The sequence below is a fragment of the uncultured Amnibacterium sp. genome (assembly GCF_964250715.1).
In the GTDB taxonomy this organism is placed as follows: Bacteria; Actinomycetota; Actinomycetes; order Actinomycetales; family Microbacteriaceae; genus Amnibacterium.
This window is the reverse complement of the sequence record NZ_CAXUGX010000006.1, coordinates 44,141-62,264: the sequence shown is the minus strand read 5'-3', so window position 1 is coordinate 62,264 and position 18,124 is coordinate 44,141. Positions and strand designations below refer to the sequence as shown.

Below are 18,124 nucleotides of genomic sequence, written 5' to 3'. Positions count from 1 at the left end.
ACAGCGGTCGTTCAGCCCGACCTGGGGATAGCCTGACAACGTGTTGCTCGCGCTGCTGGTCGTCGTCGCGCTGGTCGTCGTGACCGCCGTGATCGGCGTGGTGTGGCGCGCTCGCACCGGCGCCGTGCGCCGGGTCGACGGCGGGTCGACCGACCTGGTGGCGCTCGGGCTGGACGCCCCGCCCGGGGAGCGCGTCAGCCTTGTGCAGCTCTCGACCACCATGTGCGCGGCCTGCCGGCCGACCGCTCGGCTGCTGCAGGACGTCGCGCGCACCGTGCCGGGAGCCGTGCATGTGGAGATCCTGCTCGACGAGCACCCGCACATCGCCGACCGGTTCGCGGTGCTGCAGACACCGACCACGCTGCTGCTCGACGCCGGCGGAGTCGTGCGCGCCCGCCTGGCCGGCGCGCCGCGCAGAGCCGACCTGGAGGCCGCCGTGGCCGACATCGTGAAGGAGTCCAATGTCCGCGCCCACTGAACAGACCGTGCCCGCCGACGCCGCACGACCGACCGTCGATCCGCGTTCCCCGCGCTTCGGGGCGGCGATCACCGCCGTGCTGCTGCTGATCGTCGTGTTCCTCGGCGTCGCAGGCGCCGGGATCGCGGCGCTCGTGCTCCTGGCCGCGATCGCGGCGCTGTTCGCGTGGGGTGCGTTCGCGGGAGTCCGGAGGCACCCCTACGGCGCACTGTTCCGGCGCTTCATCCGCCCCCGGCTGGCTCCGCCCGCCGAGTTGGAGGACGCCGCGCCGCCCACGTTCGCCCAGCTCGTGGGCTTCATCGTCACCGCGATCGGGGTGCTGGTGGGTCTGCTCGGTATCGCGCCGGCGGTACCGATCGCTGCGGCGGTGGCGTTCATCGCCGCATTCCTCAACGCCGTCTTCGACTACTGCCTCGGCTGCCAGATCTATCTGCTGCTGATGCGATCCGGGCTCGTCGGGCGTAGCCCCTCCGCCGGCTGAGCTGAGCGGCTGGCGGAACCGCCGTCCCAGCTTCGAAGCCCGCCCAGATGGCGTGCATCGGAGCGCGGGCACCGTCCAGGCATCGGAACGGCGTACCGTTGTCGCAGGCTCGAACGTGGGCGCTCATCGACGGGCGGGAGGAACTGCACACAGTGGCGGAATGCATTCACGGGTTCGAGGACGGGTTCTGCGACATCTGCTTCCCAAGGCAGCGGCCCGAACCGGTGGCTGTCGCCGCCAAGACGACGACCCGTGCGGCTCCGCGGGTCGCCACCGTGCAGACCCGACGACTGACCACCGCGCCGACGACGCCGGTGCTCCCCCGCGTTCCGCCGTTCTCCACCCGGCGCCTCTACCACGTGACGCACGTCCGCAACTTCGAGGCGATCCTGCTGGACCGCGCGATCAAGTCGCCGAACGCGGGCGCGGAGCCGGACGTCGACGTCAGCGCGCCGGTGGTCCGCGAGTTGCGGGCCGCCGCCCACGTGGAGGACGAGCGCACCGTCGCCGACCACGTGCCGTTCTACCTGTCTCCCGACGCGGAGCGGTGGGTGGAGTTGCGTGACGGTGCCGCGGGAGCGCACTGGTCCACCGCCGCTCGGCTCTCCTCCCCCACGGAATACGTGATGCTCGTCGCCGGCACGACAGGGATCGGTCCGGATGTCGCGGTCGCCGACACCGACGCCTCCGCTCCGGCTTCGCGCATCACCGTGGGCGATCCGGCGCGGACGGTCGCCCGGCTCACCCGCGAGGACCCGGCCCTCTCGACGGTGGAGCTGCTCGTCCCCGAGCAGGTGCCGCTCGACTCTCTGGTGCTCATCGGGGTGCCGAACGAGCCGATGCGCACGAAGGTGCGCGCGATGATCGACGCGGCCGAGTGGGACGGGCCGCGCATCGTCGTGCACCCGCCGTGGTTCACGCCGACCGGCGGGTGAGCCGACCCGATCCAGCCACCGCGGTTCCTACGATGGCACCGTGACGATCACCGCCGCCGCCGACGGCTCCGCGCTCGGCAACCCCGGACCCGCCGGTTGGTCGTGGTACATCGACGACGAGCACTGGGCCGCCGGCGGATGGCCGCGCGGCACGAACAACATGGGCGAGCTGAAGGCGGTCCTGGAGTTGTTCCGCGCCACCGCCGGCACCGACGACGACCTGCTCGTGCTGTGCGACAGCCAGTACGTCATCAACTCCGTGACCCAGTGGATGCCCGGCTGGAAGCGCAAGGGCTGGCGCAAGGCGGACGGTAAGCCCGTGCTGAACGTGGAGCTGCTTCAGGACCTGGACGAGGCGCTGGCGGGACGCCGGTACCGCTTCCAGTGGGTCAAGGGGCACGTGGGCCACGAGCTCAACGAGGCGGCCGACGAGCGCGCACGTGCCGCGGCGACCGCACACCAGCGCGGCGCTGCCGTCCCGGCCGGACCCGGGTTCGGCGGGACTCCCGCAGCCACGCCCGCCCCTGAGCGCCGCCCCTTCGCGCCGACGGCGTCGCTGTTCGACCTCGACCCGCCGGCGCGAGCGCACAGGGTGACCGTCGAGTTGAACCCGGAGGAGTGGGAGCGACTGCAGCGTCGAGCGCAGCGCGAGGGACGCTCCCCCGAGGAGCAGCTGCGCGCCCTCGCCACCGACGCCTCCTGAGATGCCGACTACCGTGTGCCGGTGATCGTCGACAACAGCGCCACGCTCGTCGTCCTCGGCGACGCCGGAGCATCGACCGCGGACCGCGTGACGTCGATCCTGCGCCTGATCCCCACCCTGGCGCTGGAGGCAGGCACTACCGTCGGCGGGTCCGGTGCGGCGGCGCGCGTGCTCGACCACTCCGTCTGGCACCTGGTCTACGAGGACCACGGCACCGGCACCGACGCCAGTGGATTCGCGAGCCTGTACGGGCTGCTGCAGGCGCTGGAGGGCAAAGGTCAGGCCGTGGCGATGCTGCAGCAGGAGCGGTACGAGGTGCGCATCGACTGGCGTGGTGAATCCGACAGCGATCGCGGCGGCTTCATCCTGGACCCCGTGCTCGCCGCCCGGGTCGCGCGGCTGGGGATCCCCGTCTACGGCACCACCGTGTGGGACGGCATTCGGGACGGCGCCGCTCGGGGCGGCGATTCTGCGGCCTGAGGGTAGTCGATGAGCCCACTTCGGGGACCGGCGCTCGATTATCGGCCTGACCAGGGAAGATGAACCTCACCATGCGGATCACGAGCTTGAACCTTCGCGGCTTCTTCGACTGGGAGCAGCGCTCCCAGCGGGTCATCGAGTTCCTGCGACACACGGACCCCGACGTGATCCTGTTCCAGGAGGTCGTCTACCTGCCCGACGAATCGCCGTTCTCGCCGGTCGAGCTGCTGAACCGCTCGCTCGTCTACCCGTACCGGCACAGCGCCATCACGCGGCTGCAGGCCAGCCCGACCTACGGCGTGTACCGCGAGGGCCTGGCGGTGCTCAGTCGGCTTCCGATCCCCAGTACGGAGGCGCTGGTCCTGCGGCATGAGGACCACGACCCGCACCACCGCATCGTGCAGTTCGTCGACGTGCAGGCCGGACCGGTCACGCACCGCCTGGCGGACGTGCACCTGTCGGTGCGCGACGACTTCGCCCTGCACCACCTGCAAGAGGTACTCGCGATCCTGGCAGATCGCGGTGAGCAGCGGATCATCGGCGGCGACTTCAACGTCAACCACCTGGAGCAGTACCGCGCCCTGTGGCGGGACGACTACGTGCTCACCTCCGACATCGAGCAGTACGTCTCGTATCCGCATTCGCAGCAGGCGAACGACTACTTCCTGGTGCCGAAGACGTATGCAATCGGGGAGATCAGCCTGTCGAGCAACGACCTGTCCGACCACCGCGCGCTGACCGTGGACCTGACTCCCGTCGCGGCGGACGCTCCACCTCGGTCGACGGCTGTTCGGTCGGAGCCATCCGCCTCGGCCGCAGTTCAGTCGGCGGTGTCGACGCCCGCCGTGACAGGCTGAGGCAGCGGGATCACGGGGCAGTCCAGCCAGAGACGTTCGAGGCCGTAGTAGGCCCGGTCCTCCTCGTGGAAGACGTGCACGATCACCAGGCCGAAGTCCAGCAGCTCCCAGCGGCCCTGACCCTTGCCCTCCCGACGCAGCAGGGGAACACCGGCTGCGGAGAGCCGCTCGTCGACCGCGTCGGCGACCGCCAGCACCATGCGCTCGCTCCGCCCCGACACGAGCAGGAACGCATCAGTCAGCGGTAGCCGGGCGGATACGTCGATCGCCACCGGATCGGTGCCGCTCTTCGCCGCCGCCGCGGCAGCGGCGACCCGGACGGCCTCGTCGGGCGTGATGCGAATCTGGTCGTTCGTCAGAAGATCTTCAATACCCAACTGCCCACGAGGAGCGTGATCACACCGACGGCCATCACGCCGGCGACGATCGCCAAGACTACCGGCAACGCGCTGGACCGGCTGCGCCGCGGCCGCACGTCGTGGGTGGAGGCGCCGCTGCTGACCGCGCGCACGGCGCGGATCGGCGTGACACCGGAGGCGGGCTCCTCCGGCGTCTCGAAGAGGCGGTCCACCTCGAGCGAGTCGTAGTGCGCCGCGGTCCCCCCGGTCGTCGCGAGTGACCGGGACAGATTCATGGATCCGGTGATGAACTGCTCGCCGGTGCCCGTGACCGCGGTGGTGAGGTCGGGCTGCGGGTCCGACGGCATGATCAGCGCGTTCTGCGAGCCGTGCGGCGTCGCCACATTGCGCGAGAGCAGGCCCGAGAAACCGGCGTGCGGATCCTCGGCTTCCTCCGGCTGCCGACCGGGCTGCTGTACGACGAGTCCCGTCTCGGGCGCCAACGACCCACGGGAACGGGCGATGAGCGCCTCGAAGCCGGCCAGGTCGGTCGGGCCCGTTTCCGTGTCGGGCTCGACCCGCGGCGCGGCGGTCGCAGCGGCCTGCTGCGCCCAGGTCTGCAGGGGCACCGCTCGCGCACGCCCCTGACCGGCCACCTGGGCAGCCCACGGCTGCACCGGCTCCACGGTCGGCGGCTGGAACCGGGCGACGTCCTCCACCGCCGCATGCTGCGAGAGCGGCTGAGCGAGGTCGGGCAGGACGGGGCTGGAGAACGCGAGCTCATCGTCGCCCACGGGGTCGGAGAAGTACTGCGGCAGGTCGACGGGGCCCGTCATCGGCAGGCGAGCTTGCAGCGTCGCACGGTCCACGGCCGACATGCGGACCGTCGGGAGACCCTCCAGGTCATCCGCCTCGTCGGCACTCGCCTGGACGGCGCCGATCCGGTGCGCGCCGGACTCGTGGCCGCCGAAGGCCTCGGGGATCTCCGTCTCGGGGGTCGCCGCCGGCGTCGCGGCCGAACCAGCCTCGGTGAACCAGGAGGCGGGCATGCCGTCGACGGTCTGCTCGGCCTGCTGCTGCCGGAGCTGCCGCCTGGTCAGGGGTGTGGCCGGCTCCGCCGCAGGTGCAGACGGCTGGGCGGTTGGGGCGCTCTCCGCGGACGCCGCGTGGTCCTGCAGCACCCGGTCGCGCACGCGCTCCATCAGACCTTCGGGCATCGCGGAGGACTGCTGGCGGGCCTGCTCCTCGGCGGCTTCCGCAGCTCGGCGGGCGCTGCGGCGGTCCGCCGGGGCAGGCGCCGGCGCTGCCGTGTCCTGCCCGCTTGCGCGGGACAGCGCCTCCCAGATGTCGCTGGTCGTCGCCTCCGAAGCCAGTCCCGCCTCGGCTCCGAAGTCGGGATCGAGGTCGTGGTCGCCGAAATCGACGACACCGGAGGGATGCTGCTGACCGGCAGCCAGGGCTTCCGCCGCTCGCCGCTCCCGCTCACGGGCGGCGCGCCGGCTGCCCGGCTGCGCCTCCTGCTCGGTCTCGATCGTGGCCCGATCCCGGTCTTCGAGGGTCTGGGACCGCTCCCGCCTCGACGTCTGGTCGTGCCACAAAGTCATGTGTCGCTCCGATACAGAGAGTGCTTGGAGATGTACTGAACCACACCATCCGGCACCAGGTACCAAACCGGGACGCCGTGTCGCACACGCGCTCGGCAGTCCGTGGACGAAATCGCCAGGGCGGGTACCTCCAGCAGGCTGACGTCGCCGCGGGGCAGCCCCGCAACGCTCAGGGCGTGCCCGGGACGGCTGACCGCGACGAAGTGCGCGAGGCTCCAGAGCTCGTCCAGATCCTTCCAGCCGACGATCTGCGCGATCGCATCGGCGCCCGAGATGAAGAACAGGTCGGCGTCCGGACGCTGCGCCGCGACGTCCCGCAGCGTGTCCACGGTGTAGGTGGGTCCGTCGCGGTCGATGTCGACCCGGGAGACGGTGAACCGCGGGTTGGACGCGGTCGCGATGACGGTCATCAGGTAGCGGTGCTCCGCCGAGGAGACGGCCCGCTTGTGCGAAGGGAGACCGGTGGGCACGAACACCACCTCGTCCAGCTCGAAGACGCGCTGCACCTCGCTGGCCGCAACGAGGTGCCCGTGATGGATGGGGTCGAAGGTACCGCCCATGACGCCGACGCGCCTCCGGAGGCTGCCGGCGGGGCGGGCGGCAGGCAGTTGATCGGCGACCACCGCGATGACGGCGCCTGCTAGTGGTCGGAGCCCGAGGGCTGCGAGCCCCCGGTCTTGTTCGCATGGCGGTGTGCGACGTCGCGATACGACCAGGTGACTCCGCCCATCAGCGCGAAGAACCCGGCTGCGACCAGCGGGAAGATCACGGACGAGACGGGGAGCAGGTTGCCCTCTTCGGCTGCCAGCAAGAACGTCATCCGCGCTCCTTCAACTCCGTGCGGTGGCCGGCGCCGTGCGTCGGCGGGCCTTGCAGCAGTGTACGGGCGGGCGGCACGACCCGCGCTGATCCGGACCCGCGCGAGGCCAGGCCCGCGTGGAGTCGGAACCCGTCGGTCAGTGGCGCACCTGGCCCGAGCCGCGCACCAGCCACTTCGTACTCGTCAGCTCGGCCAGGCCCATCGGGCCGCGGGCGTGCAGCTTCTGGGTGGAGATGCCGACCTCGGCGCCGAAGCCGAACTCGCCGCCGTCGGTGAATCGGGTGGAGGCGTTGACCATGACGACCGCGGAGTCGACCTCGGCCAGGAATCGCTCGGCCGCCGTCAGGTCGTTGGTGACGATCGACTCGGTGTGGTGGGTCGACCATCGATCGATGTGCGTCAGCGCCGCGTCCAGGTCGTCGACGACCGCGACGGCCAGGTCGAGGGAGTAGTACTCCGCAGCCCAGTCCTGCTCGGTCGCCGGGACCGCGGCGGGGAAGGCAGCGCACACGGTCGCGTCGCCGTGGATGGTCACTCCGGCCTCCACCAGCGCCGCTAGCACGGGCGGCAGCAGCCGGTCCGCGGCGCCTCGGTGGATCAGGAGGGTCTCCAGGGCGTTGCAGACGCTGACCCGCTGCGTCTTGGCGTTCAGCACGATGTCGACGGCCATCGTGGTGTCGGCGGCCGCGTCGAGGAAGACGTGCACGACGCCCGCCCCGGTCTCGATCACCGGCACGGTGGATTCGCGCACCACCGTCTCGATCAGGCCGGCGCTGCCGCGCGGCACGAGCACGTCGACCAGCCCGCGCGCCTGCATCAGCTGCCGGGCCCCGTCGCGCCCGAAATCGTCCACGGTCTGCACGGCGTCGGCGGGCAGCCCCGTCGAACGGATCGCGTCGGTGATCACCTGGATCAGCGCGCGGTTGGTCTGCTCGGCGGCCGATCCGCCCCGCAGCACGACCGCGTTGCCGCTCTTGAGCGCGAGGGCCGTGATGTCGACGGTCACATTCGGGCGGGCCTCGTAGATGGCGCCGACCACCCCGAACGGCACGCGCTGCTGGGTGAGGTGCAGGCCGTTCGGCAGCGTGGATCCGCGCAGCACCTGGCCGACCGGGTCGGTGAGCCGCGCGATCTCGCGCACCGCGTCGGCGAGGGCAGCCAGCCGGTCGGCGGTGAGGATCAGCCGGTCCTGCAGCCCCGCGGAGAGGCCGCTCGTGCGCGCCGCGGCCAGATCGAGTTCGTTCGCCGGCAGCACCCGATCCGCGCTGCCGGCGACCGCGTCGGCGATCGCGTGCAGGGCGGCGTCCTTCTGGGCGCTGGTCGCGGTCGCGAGCACCCGCGACGCCGCGCGCGCGGCCTCGAACCGCGGCTGGGCCGTGACGGGACGGACGAGGGTGTCGGTCATGCCGCGCAGTCTAGAACTCGGGCTGCGGGGCCGGCGCGAACCAGGTTCCCACGCGCTCGCCGGCGAGCGCTGCGTCGGCCAGGTCGGTCGCGGTCAGCAGGACCGCCGTCCCCGCGTCCGTGGCGGTCCGCGCCGCCTGCACCTTTGTGGCCGCTCCGCCCGTGCCGACGCCCGTGTCGGACTCGCCGACGACCACGTCGTCCAGGGGGTCGCCGTACGGCACCTCGTCGATCCGCACGGCGCCCGGATCGCGCGGGGGCCTCGTGTACAGGGCGTCGACGTCGCTCAGCAGCACGAGCAGGTCGGCGCCGACCAACTCCGCGACCATCGCGGCGAGCCGGTCGTTGTCGCCGAAGCGGATCTCGTGGGTGGCAACGGTGTCGTTCTCGTTCACGATCGGCAGGATGCGCAGCTCCAGCAGCTTGTCGATGGCCCGTTGCGCGTTCTGCCGATGGGTCGGATTGGTCAGGTCGTTCGCGGTCAGCAGCACCTGGCCGGCCACGATGCCGAACGCGCCCAGATGCTCCTGATACTTGCCGACCAGCAGGTTCTGACCGACCGCGGCGGCGGCCTGCTGCGTCGCGAGGTCGGCGGGACGGTCGGCCAGCCCGAGGAACGGCATGCCGGTGGCGATCGCTCCGGACGACACGAGGATCACCTGGGCGCCGCGCGCATGGGTGGCCGCGAGCGCACCGACGAGCGGCTCGATCCGATCGGCATTGGCGCCGCTGATGGAGGAGGATCCGACCTTCACCACCACCCGGCGGGCGGAGGAGACCTGCGAGCGGTCGGTCAGCCTCATCGCTCGTCGCCGCCGGCAGCCGCCGTGGCGTGCCGTTCGGCGAGGCGCTCGACTTCGGCCACATCGCGGGCCTCGGACTTGGCGTTCATCCGCGCCCGGTAGCTGCGCCGCCGGTCGTCGTTGGTGCGGCGGCCGGGCCCGTCGAGCCGGGTGTCGGAGCCGCGGGGCGCGGTCATCAGCTCGGCCGCGGACATGAGGGTCGGCTCCCAGTCGAAGATCACGCCGTCGCCCCGACCGATGACGACCGTGGAGCCGGCGGTGGCGCCGCTGGCGAACAGGGCATCTTCGACACCGAGCTTGTTCAATCGGTCGGCCAGGAAGCCGACCGCCTCGTCGTTGGTGAATTCGGTCTGGGCGACCCAGCGCTCCGGCTTGGCGCCGACGATGCGGTAGATCGGCTCGGTGCCGCCCTCGACGCGGATGTCGAACGACTGCTCGTCCACGGCGGAGGGACGCAGCACGATGCGCGGCAACGCCGGTGCCGCGGCACGGTCCGCCCGATCGCGCGCGATGATCTCGGCCAGCGCGAACGACAACTCCCGCAGCCCCTCGTGGCTGGCGGCGGACACCGCGAACACCCGATAGCCCTGCGCCTCGAGGTCGGTGCGCACCATCTCGGCCAGCTCGCGGCCGTCGGGCGCGTCCACCTTGTTCAAGGCGATCACCTGCGGCCGCTGCAGCAGCGGCAGCTGGCCGGCGGGCACAGGGTAGGCGGCGAGTTCGGTGCGGATCGCGGCGAGGTCGCTCAGCGGATCGCGGCCGGGTTCGGCCGTCGCGCAGTCGACGACGTGCACCAGCACGCTGCACCGCTCCACGTGCCGCAGGAACTCCAGCCCCAGGCCGCGCCCCTCGCTCGCCCCCTCGATCAGTCCGGGGACGTCGGCGACGGTGTACCGCTCCGACCCCGCCTGCACCACGCCCAGGTTCGGCTGCAGCGTCGTGAACGGGTAGTCGGCGATCTTGGGCCGGGCGGAGGAGAGCGCGGCGATGAGGCTGGACTTACCGGCGGAGGGGTAGCCGACGAGGGCGGCGTCGGCGACGGTCTTCAGCGTGAGGCGCACGTCCCCCTCGAAGCCGGGGGTGCCGAGTAGGGCGAATCCCGGAGCCTTGCGCTTGGGGCTCGCGATTGCCGCGTTGCCGAGACCTCCGCGACCGCCCTCGGCGACCACCAGGCGCATGCCGGATTCGGTCAGGTCGGCCAACTCCGCGCCGTCCGCGTCGGTGACGACCGTGCCGACCGGCACCGGCAGCTCCAGATCCTCGCCGCCTGCCCCATGCCGCATGTCGCCGGCACCCGCCGTGCCGTTGCCGGCGAACCGGTGCGGCGAACGGTGGTAGCCGAGCAGGGTGGTGACCTGGCTGTCCGCGACCAGGGTGACGGTGCCGCCGTTGCCGCCGTTGCCGCCGTCGGGACCGGCGAGCGGCTTGAACTTCTCCCGGCGCACCGAGACACATCCGTTGCCGCCGTACCCCGCGCGCAGGTGCAGCGTGACCTCGTCGACGAACGTCGTCATGGCCGCCTTCCCTTCATTCGGGCTGTGCAATCCGGGCTACGCATTCCGAGCTGCGCGAGCCGCACGAGCTTCGCGTCGATCAGATCGCTCGGCCGTCGTGGTCCCGATCCGAAACGCAGGAATGGGCGGGTGAAGTCCACCCGCCCACCTGATGCACAGCGCGCCTGATGACGCCGCAGCGTTACGCGGCGGTGGTCGCCACGATATTGATGACCTTGCGACGCCCCTTGGCGCCGAACTGCACCGCGCCCGCCTCGAGCGCGAACAGGGTGTCGTCGCCGCCGCGGCCGACGTTCACACCGGGGTGGAAGTGCGTGCCCCGCTGGCGGACGATGATCTCGCCGGCCTTGACGACCTGACCGCCGAAGCGCTTGACGCCGAGTCGCTGCGCATTGGAGTCACGACCGTTGCGGGTCGAACTCGCGCCCTTCTTGTGTGCCATGTCGGTGCTCCTGTCCTCGGCCTCAGCCGATCGCGGTGACGCGGACGCGGGTGAGCTCCTGGCGGTGGCCCTGGCGCTTCTTGTACCCGGTCTTGCTCTTGAACTTCTGGATGATGATCTTCTTGCCGCGCAGGTCGCCCAGCACCTCGGCCGTCACCATCACTCCGGCCAGGTCGGCGGCCGCATGCGTGACCGTCTCGCCGTCGACGAGCAGCACCGGTGCAAGCTGCACCGTACCGTCGTCGCCTGCCGCGATGCGGTCGAGTGTCACGATGGTGCCGACCTCGACCTTCTCCTGACGCCCGCCGGCGCGCACAACCGCATAGACCACGTCTGAACCCTTGCTTCCGCTCGAAGACCCGCAGGAGCGAGACGGCCGGTGGGCCGTCGCCTGTGGGAGAAACCGATGCGGGCCCGTCGTGTGCAGGTCTGGAACCTGCCCGCACAGTGCCGCGCGCACCGACGGTCAAGAGTAGTCGATCCGGAAGGCACCCGCCACCCGGGCACCGCGCCGCGACGGCCGCCACTCGCTCGACTGCGCTCCGGTGCGACGATGAGGCGTGGCCGTGCTGGTGGATGCTCCGCTGTGGCCGGCGCACGACCGCATGTGGGCCCACCTGGTCAGCGACACATCGCTCGCCGAGCTGCACGCGTTCGCCGCTCGGCTGGGCCTGCCGCCGCGCGGGTTCGACGCCGACCACTACGACGTCCCGGAGGATCGGATCGACGAGATCGTGGCGGCCGGCGCGGTGCAGGTCGATGCCCACGAACTGACCCGCCGCCTGATCGCGAGCGGCCTGCGCGTCCGCGCCCGCGACCGCTGACGCGCCTCCGCCGTGCGAGCGGAGCACGACAGCAGGACCACGTCCCGTCAGCAGGTGGTGGGGCGACCACCAGCCTGCTGTCGGGACCCTGTCCTGCTGTCGTGCTCTGGAGGTGCGGCTCAGTCCTGTTGTTTGGGCGTCAGGGCGGGGGTCGAGACCCGGCGGGAGCGGCGGCCCTGGCCGGGGCGCTTCGGCTCGGGCAGGGCGCCCAGCACGGAGTCGAGCAGGCCGGCGGCGGCCTCGTCGACCCGCTTCGCGCGCACGGGCTGCACCGAGGCGGTCGGCAGCTCGATGAGCGGTGCCGGTCGCGAAGAGCTCGCGGAGGTGGACTGAGGCTCGGGCGGAGACTCCGACTCCGGAGCAGACTGGGGCTCCGGCGGGGACTGGGGCTCCGGCGGGGACTGCGGCTCCGGCACTGAGGCGACCGGCACTGAGGCGACCGGCACTGAGGCGACGGGCGGGGACGCGACGGGCTGTGACCCCGGCTGCGAGGCCCGCCGGCTGGCGCGCTCGGGACGGGAAGCGGCCGGAGCGGAGGTCGGGGCGGACGTCGATGCAGCCGGCGCTCCGAGGGTCTCGGGCTCCTGGTCCGCGCGCGCTGCTGGCACGATCGTCGCCCCCGCGATCTGTGCGAGGGCCGTCTTGGCGCCGTCGGTGATGACGTGAGTCGACCCCGGACTGCGCGGCGCCTGCTGCTGCTTGTCCTGCCCGCCGCCCCGCCGGCGACGCCCCGGCGCCTGCGGATCGGGACGGTTGTCGGCCGCGACGGTCTCGTCGGACATCGACTCGGCCAGGCCGATGCCGATTCGCTTGCGGGTCATCTGCACGAGCCCGAGCGACGTCACCTCGGCGACCTGATGCTTGGTGCGATCGCGCGACAGGCACTCGACCAGGCGGCGGAGCACCAGATCGCGGTTGCTCTCCAGCACCATGTCGATGAAGTCGACCACGATGATGCCGCCGATGTCTCGCAGCCGCAGCTGCCGCACGATCTCCTCGGCCGCCTCCAGGTTGTTCTTGGTGACGGTCTCCTCCAGGTTGCCGCCGGAGCCCACGAACTTGCCGGTGTTGACGTCGATGACGGTCATGGCCTCGGTGCGGTCGATCACGAGCGACCCGCCCGACGGCAGCCACACCTTGCGGTCCAGCGCCTTCTCGATCTGCTCGCCGACCCGGTATGCGGCGAACACGTCGCCGTCGCCCTCCCACCGCTCCACCCGGTCGAGCAGCTCGGGAGCCACTCCGCCCAGGTAGCGCTCGATCGTCTCGCGGGCGTCGTCGCCGGCGATCACGAGCTTCGCGAAGTCCTCGTTGAAGACGTCGCGCACGATCTTGACCAGCAGGTCGGGCTCGCTGTGCAGCAGCGCAGGCGCCGTGGCCGTCTCGACCAGGTGCTCGATCTCGGCCCACTGGTTGGCCAGGCGCTGCACGTCGACGGTCAGCTGCTCCTCCGCCGCCCCCTCCGCCGCGGTGCGGACGATGACCCCGGCGGAGTCGGGCAGGGCGTCCTTCAGGATGCGCTTCAGCCGTGCGCGCTCCGTGTCGGGCAGCTTGCGGGAGATGCCGTTCATGGAGCCGTTCGGCACGTAGACCAGGTAGCGGCCGGGCAGCGAGATGGAGCTGGTCAGGCGCGAACCCTTGTGGCCGACCGGATCCTTCGTCACCTGCACGAGCACCCGGTCGCCGCTCTTCAGGGCGAGCTCGATGCGTCGGGCCTGCGACCCCTTGTCGCCTAGGCGATCGCTGGCGGCGTCCCAGTCGACCTCGCCGGAGTAGAGGACCGCGTTGCGGCCACGCCCGATGTCGACGAACGCCGCCTCCATGCTGGGCAGCACGTTCTGCACCCGGCCGAGGTAGACGTTGCCGATGAGCGAGACGTTGGCGTTCTTGGCGAGGTAGTGCTCGGCGAGGATCCCGTCCTCCAGCACACCGATCTCGATGTGGTCCTCGTCGCTGCGCACGATCATCACGCGGTCGACGGCCTCGCGGCGGGCGAGGAACTCCGCCTCGGTGACCACGGTGCGGCGGCGACCCGCGTCGCGACCGTCGCGACGGCGCTGACGCTTAGCCTCCAGCCGGGTGGAGCCCTTCAGCTTCTGCGGCTCGGTGATCGGCTCGCGCGGCGGGCGGGTTCTGGCGACGACCTCGGTGGACGTGTCGGCGGGACCCTCCTCGGCGCCCCCTGGGCGGCCGCGGCTACGGCGGCGCGATCGGCGCGTCGGGCTGGCGCCCGCATCCGCCGACGGCTCCGCATCCTCGTCGTCGTCGTCCTCCTCCAGAGTCGGCTCGGCGGGCGCTGCCGCCGGCTCGGCGGTCGGGGTGGGCGGCGCCTGGAACACCAGCGAGAAGCTGGCGGGGCGCCGCGGACCGGAGGATCGGGGCGCCGGTGCGACAGCGGTGTCGGTGACCGGCGACGAAGGCGGCTCGACGGTCTCGTGGACCTCCTCAGCCGGCTCGTCGGTGTCGTGGACCTCCTCAGCCGGCTCGACGGTGTCGGGCGCCTCGACCGGCTCATCCGCGGTCGGCTCATCCGCGGTCGATCTACCGGGCGGGTCGACGAACTCGGGCAGGTCGCTCGGCCGCTGCTCGTCGAGCGGCGCGGGCACGTCCTCCACCACGGCGAGGGCGGCGGGACCCTGCGCCTCCAGGCCGGGCAGAGCGTCGGCAGCCGACTCCGCTCGGCGCGCGGCCCTGGGCGGAAAGGCGCGGATGCGGCGGCCGATCCGGGTCCGTGCGGTGCGTTCCTCGCCTGTCCCGGTCTGCTCGGCCGAGTCGGTCGCGGATGTGGTTGCGTCGTCCTTCACCATCGCTGGTGCACTCCTTGCGCGGACGCGCCACAGGATCCGATCCGGGGCTGCGCTCTCCGCCTGTTCGTGGGGCCGCTGCCCGCAGGCCCGACCGCTCACATCGTCTGGTCGTCCCAGGCCGATCCCGACCCGGACGTGGTCTTTTCGTCCACGGACCGCGGTCCGTGGCAGGCGCCGGAGCGCCACCCGGGTTCCGCTCATCCCCGATCCGCCGCGAGCGGCGATGGGTGCGTCGGTACCGACCCGCCATGGATCGTCCCGGGAAACTGTGCGGCCTGGTCCGGCACACGTCCGGGAAAGACCTCGACAGCAGTATCGCACGCGGGCCATCTGCTCCCGAGCCCGGCGCGTCCGCGCGGATACCGGATCCCGACAGCACCGCCCGCGTGGAGCCCCGGCCGCGTGGACCCCGATGGCATACTCGGCGGGTGAGCACGCAGACGCGGCCCGGCGCCGGGACACCGCCCGCGCGCACCGCGGATCGGGTCGCCGCGCCTCCGTCGCCCGCCGCACGGGAGGCACTGGCCCCACCGGTCGCGCTGGCCGTGCTGCTGATCGTGGGTGGCGTGCTCGGCCTCATCGGCGCATTCGAGTTGACAATCGACAAGTTCGCGCTGCTGCAGCATCCGAGCATCCACCTGAACTGCAACATCAATCCGCTGGTCACCTGCAGCAAGAACCTGAATTCGCCCGAAGGCGCGGTGTTCGGCTTCCCCAACTCGGTCATCGGCCTGATGTGCTTCCCGGCGCCGATCCTTCTCGGCGTCGCCGGCCTGGCCGGTACCCGATTCCCCCGGTGGTTCTGGGCGGCATTCAACGTGGGAATGGCGTTCGCGATCGGCTTCGTGATGTTCCTGATCACGCAGAGCCTGTTCCACCTGGGCACGCTGTGCCCCTGGTGCATGGTGGTGTGGATCGGGACGATCCCCATGGTGATCGCGACGACGCTCTTCAACCTCTCGACCGGCGCGCTGCCGCTGGGCCGGAACGGTCGCCGCGTGGGCGCCTCACTGCTCGGCTGGACGCCGCTGATCACCCTGGTCGTGTACCTGACCGTCGCCGTGCTGGCGCAGGTGAAGCTGGACGTGCTGCACACGGTCTTCTGACCCGTCCGCCCTCCCCTCACGCGGTACCTGCGCAAGGTTCGTGGGGCTGTGGAGAAGTGGCCGAGCAGGCGGCTTGGGGAGGAGTCGACGCGCCGGTTACTCGGGCGCGGTTCCGCTGATCGAAGGTGCTTCTCGGTCTCGGGACCAGTGTCGGTGGTGGGTGGTTGAGTGCAGGTATGCAGTCGGCGACCATCACCCGCGAAGCGCTCGACGGCGCGCTCGCCGCGGTGCTTGCTGCGCCCGTGCTGTCGCGGAACGCGACGGATGCGGAGGTGCTTGCTGCGGTGGAGGGGTGGGAGGCGATCGGTCGGGTCGTCGACGCCCGCCGTATCCGTGCCGCCGCGGAAGTCGAATGGCGGTCCCGGGTCCAGCTGAGCCCGAACGGTCTCGCCGAGCAGTACGACGCCCGCGACGGAGCGGACCTGGTCTCCACGGTCGCGCGGATCGGGACGAAGGAAGCCAAACGCCGGATCGGGGTCGGCACCGCGCTGCTGCCCCGCCTCGGTTTGACGGGCGATGAGCTGCCCGGCCGGTACCCGGTGATGACCGCCGCGGTGAATGCCGGTGAGGTGGGTGTCGAAGCGGCCCGACTGGTGGTGGAGACCCTGAACTCCGTCAGGAAGCGGACCACGATCGAGAACCTGGAGATCGCCGAAGCCCAACTGACCGAGGCCGCCGGGATCCTGACTCCGGACCTGCTGTCGGTACAGACCGCGACCTGGGCGGAATACCTCGATCCCGACGGTACTGAACCCGCCGACGAAGCACGACGACAGAAACGTGCGTTCCGGCTCGGACGACTCGGGATCGACGGGTTGACGCCCTTCACCGGACGCGCCACCCCGGAAGTCGCCGCACTCCTCCGCGAAGCACTCCAAGCCCACCGGCGTGGGGTGCGGATGACTTACCAGCCGGCCGGCGGTGAGGACGCCGAGGACCTGGAATCCACGTGGAGGGAAGCCGACGGCGACCAGAGGACCACCACGCAATACGACTTCGACACCTTCGCCGCCATCATCACCGCAGGAGTCCAAGCAGAACACGACGGGACCGTCGGAACCAAGGCCGTTCACGAGGTCGTCGTCCACGTCACCGCCACCGACCTCGAACAACGCACCGGTGGTGGCTGGCCGGAGGGCATCCGCGCCCGACTCCCGATCCCGACGGTGGAACAGATCGCGTGCGACGGACGGACACGCCTGCTGGTCACCGGGGAGCAGGGCGAACCGCTCTACTTAGGTCTCTCGAACCGACTCTTCACGCCCGCACAGAAGAAAGCACTCGCCGCGAGGGATGGTGGCTGCGCCTGGCCGGGCTGTACTGCTCCCGTCGCCTGGACCGACGCGCACCACATCGCCTGGTGGCATCGCGACCAGGGACCCACCGACATCGACAACGGGGTACTGCTCTGCAGCCACCACCACCACCTCATCCACAACACCGGTCGACACGAGATCCGCCTCCACGAGAAACGGCCGCACCTGGTACCGAAGGGCTGGCACGGACCACCACTGCCGCGACACCGCATGCAACGACACCCCATCAACCAGGGCACGCGCGGGACGCCGAAGCGGATGTAGACCGGCGCGAGCATCACCCTGAACGCGGCACTCCGGTCCGAATGCGTCTCACCCTCACCGTCGCGGAGGTACGCCGGATCGGAAGCCCGGCTGATTCATTCGGCCGGGCGGGCTGCCCGCGACTCGCGCCGCCGGCGGCGGCACGATGATCAACGCAGCTCAGCCGAACCAGAGGGCGAGTTCGCGCGTCGCGGACTCGGCCGAGTCGCTGCCGTGCACCAGGTTCTGCTGCACCTTCAAGCCCCAGTCGCGCCCGAAGTCGCCGCGAATGGTGCCCGGTGCGGCGACGGTCGGGTCGGTGGCGCCGGCAAGAGAACGAAAGCCCTCGATCACCCGGTTGCCCGCCAGGCGGATCGCGACGATCGGCCCGGACTCCATGAACTCCACCAGCGGCTCGTAGAACGGCTTGCCCTCGTGCTCGGCGTAGTGCTGGGCGAGCAGCGTCCGGTCGGCCTCCACCAGGCGGATGTCGACCAGGGAGTAGCCCTTGGCCTCGATGCGGCGCAGGATCTCGCCGGTCAGGTTGCGAGCGACACCGTCGGGCTTGACCAGCACCAGGGTCTCTTCGGTCGTCTCGGGCATCGGCTGTCGGCTCCTTCACTCGGTGCAACGCGGTCAGGACCGGACAGCGGCCTCGCGGCGGTCGATCCGTCCGCCGACAATCATGCAGTAGACCCAGATCGCCAAGAAGATCACGCCCACGATGCCCACGGTGGGCTCCAGGATGCCGCCCGCGATCAGCACCAACTGCACCAGCCACCCGAGCGCGATACCCACCGGGCGGTTGGCGGTCGCCGCAGCGATCGCGATGACGACCAGCAGCGCCGCGCCCGCGCCGAACGCGACTCCGGGTGGGACCACCCGCAGGCCGAAGACCACGAGCGCGGCAAGGATCACGACGATGAACTGCGTCGCCAGCACGATGGAGGCGAGGCTGCCGCGCACGGT

21 protein-coding genes are annotated in these 18,124 nt (G+C 71.3%); 9 read left to right on the top strand and 12 right to left on the bottom strand.

Translation table 11 applies throughout. The features are described 5' to 3' along the window. The first annotated feature begins 40 nt into the window (after nucleotides 1–40). The 6 genes from ACFE7H_RS07695 (at nucleotide 41) to ACFE7H_RS07670 (ending at nucleotide 3,934) form a co-directional block, all read left to right on the top strand. On the top strand, nucleotides 41–478 hold the full coding sequence (locus ACFE7H_RS07695) for a TlpA family protein disulfide reductase (RefSeq protein WP_375400641.1): 438 nt from the start codon (nucleotides 41–43) through the stop codon (nucleotides 476–478). After that, on the top strand, nucleotides 462–959 hold the full coding sequence (locus ACFE7H_RS07690; RefSeq protein WP_375400640.1) for a DUF4395 domain-containing protein: 498 nt from the start codon (nucleotides 462–464) through the stop codon (nucleotides 957–959). The genes ACFE7H_RS07695 and ACFE7H_RS07690 overlap by 17 nt, the downstream gene beginning before the upstream one ends. A gap of 152 nt (nucleotides 960–1,111) precedes the next feature. Beyond that, nucleotides 1,112–1,894, top strand: a complete 783-nt coding sequence (locus ACFE7H_RS07685; RefSeq protein ID WP_375400639.1) for a DarT ssDNA thymidine ADP-ribosyltransferase family protein — start codon at nucleotides 1,112–1,114, stop codon at nucleotides 1,892–1,894. Between the two features lie 40 nt (nucleotides 1,895–1,934). After that, nucleotides 1,935–2,597 carry an RNase H family protein gene (locus ACFE7H_RS07680; protein ID WP_375400638.1) on the top strand — a complete coding sequence of 221 codons (663 nt, stop codon included), beginning with the start codon at nucleotides 1,935–1,937 and terminating at the stop codon, nucleotides 2,595–2,597. A 21-nt stretch (nucleotides 2,598–2,618) separates the two neighbouring features. Continuing rightward, nucleotides 2,619–3,077 (top strand): hypothetical protein, encoded by a 459-nt coding sequence (locus ACFE7H_RS07675; RefSeq protein WP_375400637.1) that lies wholly within the window; start codon nucleotides 2,619–2,621, stop codon nucleotides 3,075–3,077. 59 nt (nucleotides 3,078–3,136) lie between these two features. Next, on the top strand, nucleotides 3,137–3,934 hold the full coding sequence (locus ACFE7H_RS07670) for an endonuclease/exonuclease/phosphatase family protein (RefSeq protein ID WP_375400636.1): 798 nt from the start codon (nucleotides 3,137–3,139) through the stop codon (nucleotides 3,932–3,934). Here the strand turns inward: ACFE7H_RS07670 and rsfS are convergent. The 9 genes from rsfS to rplU form a co-directional block, all read right to left on the bottom strand. Continuing rightward, on the bottom strand, nucleotides 3,898–4,305 hold the full coding sequence (gene rsfS, locus ACFE7H_RS07665; RefSeq protein WP_375400759.1) for a ribosome silencing factor: 408 nt from the start codon (nucleotides 4,303–4,305) through the stop codon (nucleotides 3,898–3,900). The two genes, ACFE7H_RS07670 and rsfS, sit on opposite strands and share 37 nt — an antisense overlap. Next, entirely contained in the window at nucleotides 4,290–5,876 is a 1,587-nt protein-coding gene (locus ACFE7H_RS07660) for a hypothetical protein (protein WP_375400635.1), read from the bottom strand. The genes rsfS and ACFE7H_RS07660 overlap by 16 nt, the downstream gene beginning before the upstream one ends. After that, nucleotides 5,873–6,484, bottom strand: a complete 612-nt coding sequence (nadD, locus tag ACFE7H_RS07655) for a nicotinate-nucleotide adenylyltransferase (protein ID WP_375400758.1) — start codon at nucleotides 6,482–6,484, stop codon at nucleotides 5,873–5,875. Before nadD ends, ACFE7H_RS07660 begins: the two co-directional genes overlap by 4 nt. Nucleotides 6,485–6,516: 32 nt before the next feature. Then, nucleotides 6,517–6,696 (bottom strand): hypothetical protein, encoded by a 180-nt coding sequence (locus ACFE7H_RS07650; protein ID WP_375400634.1) that lies wholly within the window; start codon nucleotides 6,694–6,696, stop codon nucleotides 6,517–6,519. 136 nt (nucleotides 6,697–6,832) lie between these two features. Continuing rightward, complete coding sequence (locus ACFE7H_RS07645) at nucleotides 6,833–8,101, bottom strand: glutamate-5-semialdehyde dehydrogenase (RefSeq protein ID WP_375400633.1); 1,269 nt, start codon at nucleotides 8,099–8,101, stop codon at nucleotides 6,833–6,835. 10 nt (nucleotides 8,102–8,111) lie between these two features. Beyond that, nucleotides 8,112–8,903: a glutamate 5-kinase gene (gene proB, locus ACFE7H_RS07640; RefSeq protein ID WP_375400632.1), complete on the bottom strand. Its 792-nt coding sequence runs from the start codon at nucleotides 8,901–8,903 to the stop codon at nucleotides 8,112–8,114. Further along, nucleotides 8,900–10,417, bottom strand: a complete 1,518-nt coding sequence (gene obgE / locus ACFE7H_RS07635) for a GTPase ObgE (RefSeq protein ID WP_375400631.1) — start codon at nucleotides 10,415–10,417, stop codon at nucleotides 8,900–8,902. The genes proB and obgE overlap by 4 nt, the downstream gene beginning before the upstream one ends. A gap of 181 nt (nucleotides 10,418–10,598) precedes the next feature. Then, nucleotides 10,599–10,859 carry a 50S ribosomal protein L27 gene (gene rpmA / locus ACFE7H_RS07630; RefSeq protein ID WP_375400630.1) on the bottom strand — a complete coding sequence of 87 codons (261 nt, stop codon included), beginning with the start codon at nucleotides 10,857–10,859 and terminating at the stop codon, nucleotides 10,599–10,601. Between the two features lie 22 nt (nucleotides 10,860–10,881). Next, nucleotides 10,882–11,190: a 50S ribosomal protein L21 gene (rplU, locus tag ACFE7H_RS07625; protein ID WP_375400629.1), complete on the bottom strand. Its 309-nt coding sequence runs from the start codon at nucleotides 11,188–11,190 to the stop codon at nucleotides 10,882–10,884. A gap of 229 nt (nucleotides 11,191–11,419) precedes the next feature. Between rplU and ACFE7H_RS07620 the strand changes: the two genes are divergently transcribed. Beyond that, on the top strand, nucleotides 11,420–11,683 hold the full coding sequence (locus ACFE7H_RS07620; RefSeq protein WP_375400628.1) for a DUF4031 domain-containing protein: 264 nt from the start codon (nucleotides 11,420–11,422) through the stop codon (nucleotides 11,681–11,683). A gap of 119 nt (nucleotides 11,684–11,802) precedes the next feature. Here ACFE7H_RS07620 and ACFE7H_RS07615 read toward each other — a convergent pair whose 3' ends face one another. Further along, nucleotides 11,803–14,490 carry an Rne/Rng family ribonuclease gene (locus tag ACFE7H_RS07615; protein ID WP_375400627.1) on the bottom strand — a complete coding sequence of 896 codons (2,688 nt, stop codon included), beginning with the start codon at nucleotides 14,488–14,490 and terminating at the stop codon, nucleotides 11,803–11,805. Between the two features lie 428 nt (nucleotides 14,491–14,918). Between ACFE7H_RS07615 and ACFE7H_RS07610 the strand changes: the two genes are divergently transcribed. After that, nucleotides 14,919–15,596 (top strand): vitamin K epoxide reductase family protein, encoded by a 678-nt coding sequence (locus tag ACFE7H_RS07610; RefSeq protein WP_375400626.1) that lies wholly within the window; start codon nucleotides 14,919–14,921, stop codon nucleotides 15,594–15,596. A 176-nt stretch (nucleotides 15,597–15,772) separates the two neighbouring features. Then, on the top strand, nucleotides 15,773–17,176 hold the full coding sequence (locus tag ACFE7H_RS07605; protein WP_375400625.1) for a DUF222 domain-containing protein: 1,404 nt from the start codon (nucleotides 15,773–15,775) through the stop codon (nucleotides 17,174–17,176). A gap of 159 nt (nucleotides 17,177–17,335) precedes the next feature. Here ACFE7H_RS07605 and ndk read toward each other — a convergent pair whose 3' ends face one another. Both ndk and ACFE7H_RS07595 read right to left on the bottom strand, forming a co-directional pair. Further along, nucleotides 17,336–17,758: a nucleoside-diphosphate kinase gene (ndk, locus tag ACFE7H_RS07600; protein ID WP_375400624.1), complete on the bottom strand. Its 423-nt coding sequence runs from the start codon at nucleotides 17,756–17,758 to the stop codon at nucleotides 17,336–17,338. Between the two features lie 33 nt (nucleotides 17,759–17,791). After that, nucleotides 17,792–18,121: a DUF4233 domain-containing protein gene (locus tag ACFE7H_RS07595; RefSeq protein WP_375400623.1), complete on the bottom strand. Its 330-nt coding sequence runs from the start codon at nucleotides 18,119–18,121 to the stop codon at nucleotides 17,792–17,794. Nucleotides 18,122–18,124 lie beyond the last annotated feature (3 nt).